Below are 11,939 nucleotides of genomic sequence, written 5' to 3'. Positions count from 1 at the left end.
GATGATTCTCCTGACCGGGTTTGAGCCATTTGGCGGCGATACGGCCAATCCGTCGTGGGCAGCGGCCCGTTCGGCGGCACGGCTGCTCCAATCCGAAGGGCTGGATGTCCAGGCGGTGGAATTGCCATGCGTCTTCGGCGAGTCGGCCAAGGTGCTGGCGGAGGCCCTCGAGCGTTTCACGCCGGAGCTTGTGCTGTGCGCCGGCCAGGCCGGCGGGAGGGCGCGCATCTCGCTGGAACGGGTGGCCATCAATTGTGACGACGCCCGGATTCCGGACAATGCCGGCAATCAGCCCGTGGACGAAGCCGTGGTCCCGGGCGGACCGGCAGCCTATTTCACGTCGCTGCCGGTCAAGGCGGCGCTCGCGGCGTTGAGCGCAGAGCAGATCCCGGCCGAAGTGTCCCAGAGTGCCGGGACCTATGTCTGCAACCATGTCTTCTACGCGCTCATGCACGCCCTGCGGCTACGTCCGGGCACCAGGGGAGGCTTTGTCCACGTCCCCTACGAGGACACGCAGCTTCCGGCCGGGAGCAGTGCCCCCTCGCTGCCGGCCGCCCAGATGGCGGCGGCGCTCGCCGTCGTCGTGCGCACTGCACTGGCGACGACGGCGGATCTAAAGCTCCCTGCCGGCGCAACCCACTAGCCCCAGCCGGTCATCCGGCGCCCGAGCCGGTGGCGGCCGCCGTCGGCGACGCGAAACAACTGCTCCCGCAATTACTGGGCAATCAGTCGAGCAGTTCCCAGACGACGCCGATGGTGGCAGTGACCCCCGACTCACCGGCCTCGACGGTGAGTGAGGTCACGGCCACTTCCCGCTGCATCTTCGCCACGGGGATCGGCGCCTGGAAACCGGTGTGCTGGGTGAGGGACAGGACCCTGCCCAGCCCGGTTCCCGCGAGGGCGGCATAGTGCTCGGCGGTGGTGCGGGCGTCCTGCCAGGCGGCCTCACGGGCCCGGGCTTCGACGGCCGAGGAGTCGGCGAAGCCGAGGGTCAGCCCGTTCAGCCGGACGGCGTCGCCGCCGGCAGCAACCGCCGCGGCAAGGACCTGCGAGGACGCGGACAGCTCGCGGATCCTGACGGTGAGCGTGCTGGAGGCCAGGTAGCCGGTCACGGTCTGGCCCCGGCCATCCTGCCAGTTCAGCTCGGCCCGGACGTTCAGCCCGGAAGTGGACAAGTCCGCGCTGTCCACGCCGCGCTGCCGGAGCTCCGACGTGATGGCGGCCGACCGTGTTCCGGCCTCGCTGTAGGCCTCGGCCACGGTCTCGCGGCGGCATTCAACGCCGATCGACACGGTCAACAGGTCCGGCACCGCCTCGGCGCTGCCGGTTCCTGCAACGGAGATGCTTCGGGGGCTGTCTGTCATGTCAGGCCTCGTAACGTTCAGGGGCGGTCACGCCCAATCTGCGGTGCGTGCGTGGTCTGGTCCCGGGCAGGCCGGGCAGGGGGTAGCCGCCTGCTTCCAGGCCGGCGTGGCGCTCGAAGATGTTGGCGCTGCCCGGGTTGCCCGTGCGCCAGAGGGACCAGCCGGCGGCTATGAAGTACAGCGGAAGGAAGGGCAGCCCGAGGCACCAGGCATATTGGGTGCTGTGGCGCTCCTCGTGGCCCAGCAGCACTGGATTGGCGCGGGCGGATTCCGGTCCGGTTCGGAAGAGGATCACGTTGCCCACGGTGAAGGCCGCAGCAAACGGCAACCGCCAGCGGTAGCGGCCCGCGATCAGCAGTCCGCGCGGACCGGAGCTGACGGTTGTCCGCGCACAGGCTGCCAGCAGCAGGCCCAGCAGGGTGGAGCCGTTGAGCAGGTTGGCGATCTGGCGAAGCCGTTGTCCGGGCGTCATGAGGCCATGGTAGCCGGGGGTGTGCCCGGCAGTCAGGGGGCCGCCGGGATGTCCCGTGCCCTTGGAATTCCGGCGTAAGCGTGCCAGGGGCGGCCGGCACCGCGGCGTCACGTGCGGGGCGGCCATTGCCATGCCGCCGACGGCCGTCTACTAGACTGGGGACAGTGACCACAAGCCTTGCCGAGAACCTGCGCCGCGCCCTGTGCCCGGCGCACGCTGTTGGCATGATCCGACTCGTAGCTAAGAACAGTAGATGACTGAAACTTTGCCGGACGCAGCCGTCCCGAATCCTCTGGATGAAGCCGCCATTACCGCCGCCGTAGACCAGGCCGTTGCCGCCATCGCCGCCGCAGCGACCCTCGATGAACTCAAGGCCGTGCGCCTCGCCCACACGGGCGAGAAGTCCGCCCTGAGCCTCGCCAACCGTGAGATTGGCGCGCTGCCCAAGGACCAGAAGGCCGCCGCCGGCAAGCTCATGGGCGCCTCGAGGGGGCGGGTCAACAAGGCGCTCGCGGACCGGACGGTCGCGCTCGAGGCCGAGAACGACGCGCGGATCCTCGTCGAAGAGACCGTGGATGTCACGGCAGCGCCGCGCCGGCGCACGGCCGGTGCACGCCACCCGCTGTCCACGCTGCAGGACCGCGTGGCGGACATCTTTGTCGGCATGGGTTGGGAAATTGCCGAAGGGCCCGAGGTCGAGTCCGAATGGTTTAACTTCGATGCCCTGAACTTCAAGCCGGACCACCCCGCCCGCGACATGCAGGACACGTTCTTCGTCGAGCCGCCCGAGGCCCACCTGCTCATGCGCACGCACACCTCGCCGGTGCAGGTCCGCTCCATGCTGGAACGGGAGCTGCCCATCTATGTGTTGTGCCCGGGCAAGGTGTTCCGCACGGACGAGCTCGACGCGACGCACACCCCCGTGTTCCACCAGTTCGAAGGCCTGGCCATCGATAAGAACCTGAGCATGGCGGACCTTCGCGGCACGCTGGAGCACTTCGCACGCCAGATGTTTGGTGCGGAAGCCCAGATCCGGCTGCGCCCGAACTATTTTCCGTTCACCGAGCCGTCCGCGGAGCTGGACATTTGGCACCCGGGCGCCAAGGGCGGCCCCAGCTGGATCGAGTGGGGCGGCTGCGGCATGGTCAACGCCAACGTCCTGCGCGCGGCCGGGATCGACCCGGACATCTATTCAGGCTTTGCCTTCGGCATGGGCATCGAACGCACCCTCATGTTCCGCAACGAGGTTGGCGACATGCGCGACATGATTGAAGGCGACGTACGTTTCAGCGAGCACTTCGGGATGGAGATCTAACAGTGCGTATCCCACTTTCCTGGCTGCGCGAATTCGCGCAGGTACCGGCCGAAGCATCGGCCGAAGACGTCATGGCCGAACTCGTCAAGGTCGGCTTTGAAGAAGAAGCCGTCCACCGACCCACGGACACCCTTCGTGGGCCGATCGTCGTGGGCCAGGTCCTGAGCATCGTCAAGGAGCCCCAGACCAACGGCAAGACCATCAACTGGTGCCAGGTCCGGGTTGTCCCCGAGGGCCGCGAGCAGACCCTCACGGGCGAGGGCATCGACCCCTCCGGCGTGCAGGGCATCATCTGCGGCGCCCACAACTTCGTCGAGGGTGACAAGGTGGTGGTCACCCTCCCGGGCGCAGTGCTGCCGGGCGACTTCCACATCTCCGCGCGCAAGACCTACGGGCACCTCTCTGCCGGCATGATCGCCTCCGTCCGTGAGCTTGGCATCGGTGAGGACCATGACGGCATCCTGGTGCTGTCCCGGATCGGCCTCGACCCGGAACTGGGCACCGACGCGATGGAACTGCTGGGCCTCTATGACCAGGCGGCCGAGATCAATGTGACGCCGGACCGCGGGTACGCGTTTTCCATCCGCGGCGCAGCCCGTGAATACGCGCACGCCACCGGCACCGTGTTCACGGACCCGGTCTCCAAGGTCCAGGTTCCGCAGTCGCTCTCCGGCGGCTACGGCGTCAAGCTCAACGACGACGCCCCCATCTACGGCAAGCCCGGCTGCGACCGTTTCGTGGCCCGCACCGTGCGCGGTGTGGATGCCACCCGGCCCACCCCGCTGTGGATGACCTCCCGTCTCCGGCTCGCCGGCATCCGGTCCATCTCCCTGCCGGTGGACATCTCCAACTACGTCATGCTCGAGCTCGGGCAGCCGAACCACTGCTATGACCTGGACAAGCTGGCCGGCGACATCGTGGTCCGGCGGGCCACAGCGGGGGAGAAGATCACCACCCTGGACGACAAGGAGCGCACGCTCGACGTCGAGGATCTGCTGATCACGGACGAATCCGGGCCCATCGGAATCGCCGGTGTCATGGGAGGCGCCCACACCGAAGTCTCGGACACCACCACGAACGTCCTGGTCGAGGCCGCGCACTTCGACGAGGTCTCGATCGCCCGCGCACGCCGCCGGCACAAGCTGCCGTCCGAGGCGTCCAAGCGCTTCGAACGCGGCGTGGACTGGCAGGTGGCCGACGTGGCCGCCCAGCGTGTGGTGGACCTGCTGGTCGAACTCGCCGGCGGAACGGCCGACGAGGCCGGGACCGACGTCGGGACCGCGCCGGACGCCGTCACCATCGAACTGCCGGCAGAGTACGCGGCAGCCCGGATCGGGATCGACTTCACCGAGGAACAGATCCTGAGTTCGCTCGAGGACCTCGGCGCCGTCGTTGCCAGGACCGGTAACGGCTATACGGTGACCGCCCCGAGCTGGCGCCAGGACCTCGAGACCCAGGACGACCTGACCGAGGAAATCGCCCGGCTGGTCGGCTACGACAAGATCCCGGCGACCCTGCCGGTAGCGCCCCCGGGCCGTGGCCTGACCCGCGTCCAGCAGCAGCGCCGCCGCCTGATCCAGGCCCTCGCCGACGCCGGACTCACCGAGGTGCTGGCGTATCCGTTCGTCTCGAAGTCCGCCAATGACACCTTTGGCGTCCCCGCCGAGGGTGCGGAGCGCAAGGCCCTCAAGCTGGCCAACCCGATCAGCGAGGAGCACGGCTTCCTGCGGACCTCCGTGCTGCCGGGCCTGATCGAGGTGGCCAAGCGCAACCACTCCCGCGGCTTCCGCGACCTCGCCCTCTTCGAGGCCGGGCTCGTGTTCCTGCCGGGCGAGAAGCTTGGCACCTCCGCGATTCCGCCGCTCGGCGTCAAGCCCGGCGACGACGTGCTTGATGCCCTGTACGACGGCGTCCCGGACCAGCCGCTGCACCTGGGCGCTGTGCTCACGGGGCACGACTCTCCCGCTGCCCCGGGCCACGCCCCGCGGGCCTGGGACTGGGCAGACGCGGTGGACATCGCCCGGATCGCCGGCGACGTGCTCGGCGTCGAGCTCCTGGTCACGCAGGGCCGGCATCAGGCCTTCCACCCGGGCCGGGCGGCGCAGCTTGAACTGCGCACCGGCGAAGTGGTGGGCTTCGCCGGCGAGCTGCACCCGAAGCTGCTGGCGGCGCACGACATGCCGGCCCGTTCCGTGGCACTGGAACTGAACGCCGACGCCCTCTTCGAGGCCGCCGCCGACGTGATCGTGGCCCGGCACATCTCGACGTATCCGGTGGCCACGCAGGACGTGGCCCTGGTAGTGGCGCAGGATGTCCCGGCGGGGGAGGTGCTGGCTGCGCTGCGTGAAGGCGCCGGCGAGCTGCTCGAGGACGTCGCGTTGTTCGACGTCTACGCGGGCAAGGGCATCGAGGCAGGCAAGAAGTCGCTGGCGTTCAGCCTGCGCTTCCGCGCCGACGACCGCACCCTGACGGCGGACGAGGCCTCGGAGGCCCGTGAAGGTGCCGTGGCCGCCGCCCACGAACGATTCGGAGCGGTGCAGCGCTGAGGACTGCGCTGCTCACGGCGCAGACGTTTCTGAAAGGGGCGGGTCATGGCATCACACCTTGTTGTGCGTGCCTGCCCGCCCTTTCGCGTTCCCGGCGACCCCCGTGTTCCCAGGGACCTGGGGGCGCCCGTGGACGCGGCACCAGCCCTCTATCCGGAACCGGAGCTGGAATGCGACTCGCGCTCCCTGCTGGACGGGGCCGAACTCGTCCGGGCCCGGGCCATGACCCCGCGGACCCGGGAGGACTTCCTGTACGGGCGGCTCGCGCAGCGCCGGTTCGCCGCCGGCCTGCTCGGCGTTCCGGCGTCGGATCTCACCGCCTGGTACAGCTGCCCACGGTGCGGCACCGGCGCGGACATCTCACACGGCCGGCCCGGCTACCTGCTCCGGGGCCAGGCTGCGCCGCTGCTGCTGAGCCTGTCCCGTGCGGCCGGCTGGACGCTACTGGCCGGGGTCGTGGACCCGGACCCGGGTGAGCAGCTGGGCATCGACGTCGAGGACCCGGCCCGGGCGGACTTCGACGGGTTCGACGACGTCGTGTTGACCCCGGCGGAACAATGGCACCTCGCCGGGCTGGCCGGCATCGCGCTGCTGCAGGGCAGGGCGCGCCTGTGGGCGCGCAAGGAGGCCTGGCTCAAAATGCTGGGCACCGGGCTGCAGACGGCCCCGGACACCCTGGACGTGCTGGCGCCGGCAGTGAACGGCCGCGCAGGGCTCCGGGACCTGCCGCCGGCAGAGACAGGCCTGCCCGCTGACCTGGTGGCCGCCGTCGCCCTGGCGGTCCTTCCCTAGTCAGGGCTCCGCGCCCCTGATCAGATCTTGGGCGGCGTTGCCTGCGGGAGCGGCGGCAGGGCGTCGGCGAACAGCCAGGGGTGCAACAGGGCCTCTGCGTCCAGGCCCGTCGTGTGGGCGGCCGCGACGATGAAGTCGGCGGTGGTCACGGTGCCGTGCCGGAAACGGTCCGTCCAGTCGTGCAGCAGGGCGAAGAACGCCAGGTCGCCGCAGCGTACCCGCAGGGCGTGCAGGGCCAGGGCGCCGCGTTTGTAGACCCGGTCGTCAAACATCAGTTCCGGGCCGGGGTCGCCCACCATCAGGTCCTGCGGGGCAGCAGCGAGCTTGCGCCAGGCGGCGCGCGCGCGGGCCGCCGCCGACATGATGCCGGCCTCTTCAGACCAGATCCATTCCGCGTAGCAGGCAAAGCCCTCGTGCAGCCAGATGTCCCTCCAGGTCGCAGTGGTCAGGGAGTTCCCGAACCACTGGTGGGCGAGTTCGTGGGCGATCATCCGCTGTGATTCCCAGTCCTGCCGCAGATGGTTGGGCCCCAGGATGGACAGTGTCTGCGCTTCCAGCGGGATTTCCAGGACGTCGTCGGTGACCACCACCGTGTACTCCGGGAACGGGTACGGCCCAAAGCAGTTCGTGAAGGTCCGCATCATGTCGGGCTGGCGGGCCAGGGCGGCCCGGGCGCCCGCCTGCAGCGACGCCGGCACGGCCACATACTGCGGAACGTGCCCTGAGGGCCGGTCGGCATTGAGGGTCAGGAGCTCGTAGCGGCCGATCTGGACCGTGGCCAGGTACGTGGCCATGGGTTCGGCCTGCTCAAAGACCCACGTCACGCGGCTGGCCCTGCTGGTGCGGGAGAGCATCACCCCGTTGCACACGGCCCGGTAGTTCGCATCGGTGGTCACGGTGATGAGGTAAGTCGCTTTGTCCCGCGGGTGGTCATTGCACGGAAACCAGGAGGCTGCCCCGTTGGGCTGCCCGGCGACCAGCACCCCATCGGAGAGCTCTTCCCAGCCCACTTCGCCCCACACACCGCGGCGCGGCGCGGGGTACCCCTCATAGCGGATGTCCAGCGTGAAGGCCTCGGTGGCGAGCAGTGGGTTGTCGGGGTAGACAACGAGCTGCTCTGCCCGCTGCGTGAACCGGCGTACCCTGCGCCCGTTGAGCTGGATCTTCGTGGCCCGCAAGCCGGCCAGGTCCAGGACGATCGCCGACGTCGGGAGCTGCGTGATGGCGTGCAGGACGGCGTGCCCGGCAAGGCGGTTGCTGCTGACGCGGTAGTCCAGATCGAGTTCATACCGGGTGACGCGGTAGGCATTGGTCCCGTGGCCGGGCATATAGGGGTCCGGGGCGCCGGCTTCCGGGCTCGTCGCCCGGCTGATTTCGCGGCTGATTTCCCCGCTGATGTCCCCGCGGGCGGCGGCGCCGCTGCTGCTTGGTGCGCTGGTGCTCAATGGACGGACCTTCGGTTGTGGTGCTGGTGGACGTGCGCAGGCGCCGGGCCTAACGGGGCCCGGCCGGCGGTGCCGGCCCGTCCCAGGGGCTGACCGGATTGCCCATCCAGTACGTCCCGGCAGGGACGGTTTCGCCCCGCATGACGAGGGACGCCGGCCCCACCGTGCCGCCGCTGCCGATCCTGGCCTGCGGCAGGATGACGCCGTGCGGGCCCATGGTGGCTCCGTCATCGAGCGTAACAGTGTCGATGCTCATGACACGGTCATGGAACAGATGGGTCTGGACCACGCACCCGCGGTTGACGGTCGAATTCCTGCCGAGGGTGACGAGGTCCGCCTCTGGCAGCCAGTAGCTTTCGCACCAGGTCCCGGCACCGATTTTCGCGCCGAGTGCCCGCAGCCACCACACCAGCGCCGGTGTCCCCGTGGCGGCGCGCGCGAACCACGGGGCGCTGACCATCTCAATGAACGTGTCCACTACCTCGTTCCGCCAAATGAAGGAGCTCCACAGCGGGTGCTCGCCGGGGCGGATGCGGCCCACCAGCAGCCATTTGGCCACGACAGCACTGCCCGCGGCCGTGGCCCCGGCGAGCAGGATCACCACCCCGCTCAGGAGAGCGGCGACTCCGTAGTTGAACAGGGCCGCCATCGCGTCGAACGCGAGCATCACACCGACGGCGATGACGACCGTCAGCATGACCGGGACGAACCGGCACAGCTCCCACAGGGCGCGCGCGACCTTCAGCCTCCGGGGCGGCTGGTAGGTCCGCGTGTCGTCCGAGGCGATGGCGGTGCGCCGCAGCCGCACCGGCGGGCTGCCGAGCCACGAGGTGCCGGACTTCGCCTTGGCCGGCGTCGCGGACAACACCGCCACGAGGGAGTTCTTGGGCACGCTGCGCCCGGCCGCCGTCATGCCCGAGTTGCCCAGGAAAGACCGCTTGCCGATCTTGGCCGGGGCTATGTGCATCCAGCCGCCGTCGAGTTCGTACGACGCCACCATCGTGTCGTCGGCCAGGAACGCGCCCTCGCCCACGGTGGTCATCCGCGGGATCAGCAGCACTGTCGAGGCCTCCACGTTGCGGCCGACCTTCGCACCGAGAAGCCGCAGCCAGACCGGCGTAAAGAGGCTGGCGTAGATCGGGAACAGCAGATCCCGGGCCAGATCCAGTACCCGCTCGGTCGCCCAGAYCTGCCACCCGATCCGGCTCCGGACCCGGTAGTAGCCTTCAGCGAGGCCGACGCTGAGGAGCCTCGTCGTGGCCAGGATCAGCAGCAGGTTGGTCAGGAACCATGCCAGCGCCGCCAGCGGGATCGAGAGCGCTATGCCGGGCAGGGCCGCGGGCAGGGAGGAGCTGCCCTGGATGAACGCGAAGATCACCAAGCCCGCGACGGCAGCGGAGACGTAGGGGATGAGCGCCAGCATGGCGGAGGCGGCGGCGAAACCGGCGAACCACAACCGGCCCATCAGCCGGTGCTCGTCCGGGGAGTCCGGCCACGAGTGCCGGGCCTTGCCACGGCGCTCGGCCGGCGACCCGGCCACGAGCTGGCCCGCCTTGACCTTGCCGATCACAGCGGAACCCGGCTCTACCTGCGCCCCGGCACCCACCGTGGCTCCCGGCATCAGCGTGCTGCGGGCCCCCACGCTTGCGCCGGGGCCAATCCGGATGGCGCCGATGTGGACACGGTCGCCGTCGATCCACCAGCCGGACAGATCGACTTCGGGCTCGATATTGGATCCTGTGCCGAGGGTCAGCAGCCCGGTGACGGGCGGCAGCGAGTGCAGCTGGACGTTCTCGCCGATCTTCGCCCCGAGCGCTTTCGCGTAGTAGGGCACCCAGGGCGCGCTGGCGAGGCTGATGGCGCCGGCGAGGTCCTGGATCTGTTCCGCGAGCCAGAGCCGGAGGTGCACCCGCCCGGACCGGGGATAGGTGCCAGGCACCACGTTGCGCAGCAGGATGCGGGCGGCGGCGACGGAGAGCAGCATCCGCCCGGCGGGACTGACGAAGACCAGCCAGGAAGCTCCCACCCACCACCATGAGATCGTTGGCGCGGCGCTGAATCCGGCGACGGCGGCCAGCAGGTTGTTGGCTGCCATCAGATAGGTCAGCCAGCGCATGCCGACCAGGATGTGCAAGGGAACGCCCAGGAGCGTCTGGAAGGCCTGCGACTTCCGCGCGGTGGGCCGGACGGTGCGCTCCTGGGCAGCGACGGCACCACCCTCCGGCAGCGACTGCCGGGCCTCGTCCACCAGGGCGCCCACCCGGGGTGTCGCGTAGATATCGGCCACCGTGATGGTGGGATAGCGGACGCGGAGGGCGGACACGAGCTGCGCGGCGGCCAGCGAGCCGCCGCCGTAGGCGAAGAAGTCGGCATCGAGGCTGGTGACCGGGCTTCCCAGCACGGCGCTCCACTGCTCCACGATCCACTGCGCGTCCTCCGGCAGGTTCAGCGGGGCACCTTCGGCCTCCGCCGCTCCGGTTCCACTGAGCGGCCAGGGCAGGGCGTGGCGGTCCACTTTGCCGCTGGTCTTGGTCGGCAGCGAATCGACGAGCGTCAGCAGCGGAATGAGGGGCGCGGGCAGGCGTTCGCCCAGCAGTTCGCGGGCGGCTGCGAGGTCGATGTCACGGCCCGCGACGGCGGCAAGGTAGCCGACCAGGATCTGGTTGCCGGCCGCGGTGGTCTGCACGGCGGCCGCGGCGCCGGCGATATCCGGCAGGGACTGCAGGGCGGCGTCGATTTCGCCGAGCTCGATCCGGCGCCCGCCGAGCTTGACCTGCTCATCGGCGCGGCCCTGGAAAATGAGGCCTTCTGCTTCGTACCTGACGAGGTCGCCGGAGCGGTAGGCGCGCGGCCAGCCCAGGGACGGCATGGGGGCATATTTTTCCGCGTCCTTGAACGGGTCAAGGTACCGGGCCAGCCCGACGCCGCCGATGATCAGTTCGCCCACCCCGCCTTCGGCGACGGGCAGCGAATCGGCGTCGACGACGGCGAGGTCCCAGCCGTCCAGCGGCAGGCCGATCCGGATGGGGCCGGGCGCGCCGAGCTGCGCGGCGCACGCGACCACGGTGGCCTCGGTGGGCCCGTAGGTGTTCCATACTTCGCGTCCTTCGACGGCGAGCCGTTCGGCAAGGTCGGGCGGGCACGCCTCCCCGCCGAAGATCAGCAGCCGGACACTTTCCAGCGACTCCACGGGCCAGAGAGCGGCCAGTGTGGGGACGGTGGAGACCACGGTGATGCCGTGGCTGATGAGCCAGGGGCCGAGGTCCATCCCGGTCCGCACCAGCGCCCGGGGTGCCGGAACCAGGCAGGCGCCGTGGCGCCACGCGAGCCACATTTCCTCGCAGGAGGCATCGAAGGCAACGGACAGGCCAGCCAGCACCCGGTCCTGCGGACCCACCGGATCGGCCTGCAGGAAGATGCGGGCCTCGGCGTCCACGAACGCGGCGGCTGAGCGGTGCTGGACCGCGACGCCCTTGGGGGTGCCGGTGGAGCCGGACGTGAAAATGACCCACGCGTCGTCGTCGGGGCCGGGCGGCCTCGCGTCGGGGAACGGGCGGGGGTGGTTGCTGTCCGTGACGATCTTCCCGCCGGCGCGGAGGATGCCGGCCACCCTCGCCTCCCCGAAGACCAGTTTGGCCCGCTCGTCGGGATCGTCGGCGTCTACGGGGACATAGGCCGCACCGACCAGCAGCACCGCCAGGATCGAGACGTAGAGCTCGTTGGTGCCCGACGGGATCCGGACGCCGATCTTGTCGCCGGCACCCAGCCCGGCGAGGTGCAGTTTCCGGGCGGTGGCCCGGACCTCGTCCATGAGCTGGGCGTAGCTGAGCGAACGGTGGCCGTCGTCGAGCGCCGAAGCGTCCGGGTACCGGGCGGCAGTATCCCGGACGATGTCTATCAGCGTGCGCTCCGGCGGGGCGGAGAGGGCGCCCGGCAGCTGGGGCTCGTGGACGGTGAGACGGGGAGCGGGAAGACTCTGCACCGCACCGGCGTCGGGGGCTTCAC

General features: G+C 69.9%; 8 protein-coding genes. 4 read left to right on the top strand and 4 right to left on the bottom strand.

Going from position 1 to position 11,939, the window contains the following annotated elements; genetic code table 11:
• The first annotated feature begins 1 nt into the window (after position 1).
• Positions 2–643: a pyroglutamyl-peptidase I gene (gene pcp, locus AC1D1W_RS08280; RefSeq protein ID WP_243181780.1), complete on the top strand. Its 642-nt coding sequence runs from the start codon at positions 2–4 to the stop codon at positions 641–643.
• Between the two features lie 82 nt (positions 644–725).
• Here pcp and AC1D1W_RS08275 read toward each other — a convergent pair whose 3' ends face one another.
• Positions 726–1,364 (bottom strand): SIMPL domain-containing protein, encoded by a 639-nt coding sequence (locus tag AC1D1W_RS08275; protein ID WP_476943409.1) that lies wholly within the window; start codon positions 1,362–1,364, stop codon positions 726–728.
• Between the two features lies 1 nt (position 1,365).
• Entirely contained in the window at positions 1,366–1,836 is a 471-nt protein-coding gene (locus AC1D1W_RS08270; RefSeq protein ID WP_028277257.1) for a hypothetical protein, read from the bottom strand.
• Positions 1,837–2,089: 253 nt separating this feature from the next.
• On the opposite strand from AC1D1W_RS08270, the gene pheS reads away from it, so the two are divergent.
• The 3 genes from pheS to AC1D1W_RS08255 all read left to right on the top strand — a co-directional run bounded on the left by pheS (position 2,090) and on the right by AC1D1W_RS08255 (position 6,489).
• On the top strand, positions 2,090–3,151 hold the full coding sequence (gene pheS, locus AC1D1W_RS08265) for a phenylalanine--tRNA ligase subunit alpha (RefSeq protein WP_028277258.1): 1,062 nt from the start codon (positions 2,090–2,092) through the stop codon (positions 3,149–3,151).
• Positions 3,152–3,153: 2 nt separating this feature from the next.
• Complete coding sequence (gene pheT, locus AC1D1W_RS08260) at positions 3,154–5,697, top strand: phenylalanine--tRNA ligase subunit beta (protein ID WP_476943408.1); 2,544 nt, start codon at positions 3,154–3,156, stop codon at positions 5,695–5,697.
• A gap of 129 nt (positions 5,698–5,826) precedes the next feature.
• The gene (locus AC1D1W_RS08255; protein ID WP_476943407.1) at positions 5,827–6,489 is read left to right on the top strand and encodes a 4'-phosphopantetheinyl transferase family protein; all 663 of its coding nucleotides are present in this window, start codon (positions 5,827–5,829) and stop codon (positions 6,487–6,489) included.
• 20 nt (positions 6,490–6,509) lie between these two features.
• Here AC1D1W_RS08255 and AC1D1W_RS08250 read toward each other — a convergent pair whose 3' ends face one another.
• On the bottom strand, positions 6,510–7,934 hold the full coding sequence (locus tag AC1D1W_RS08250) for a M1 family metallopeptidase (protein WP_243181784.1): 1,425 nt from the start codon (positions 7,932–7,934) through the stop codon (positions 6,510–6,512).
• A gap of 49 nt (positions 7,935–7,983) precedes the next feature.
• Positions 7,984–11,916, bottom strand: coding sequence for a Pls/PosA family non-ribosomal peptide synthetase (locus AC1D1W_RS08245; protein WP_476943422.1), 3,933 nt, complete (start codon positions 11,914–11,916; stop codon positions 7,984–7,986).
• Between the last annotated feature and the right edge of the window lie 23 nt (positions 11,917–11,939).

The sequence above is a fragment of the Arthrobacter sp. P1_B4 genome (assembly GCF_056406555.1).
The sequence above is the reverse complement of the archived record's forward strand: the minus strand, read 5'-3'. Positions and strand labels throughout refer to the sequence as shown.

What these genes read in the sequence shown, in the direction of transcription:
- pheS (WP_028277258.1), top strand. Translation starts at nt 2,090, where the DNA reads ATGACTGAAACTTTGCCGGACGCAGCCGTCCCGAATCCTCTGGATGAA.
- pcp (WP_243181780.1), top strand. Translation starts at nt 2, where the DNA reads ATGATTCTCCTGACCGGGTTTGAGCCATTTGGCGGCGATACGGCCAAT.
- AC1D1W_RS08270 (WP_028277257.1), bottom strand. Translation starts at nt 1,836, where the DNA reads ATGACGCCCGGACAACGGCTTCGCCAGATCGCCAACCTGCTCAACGGC.
- AC1D1W_RS08275 (WP_476943409.1), bottom strand. Translation starts at nt 1,364, where the DNA reads ATGACAGACAGCCCCCGAAGCATCTCCGTTGCAGGAACCGGCAGCGCC.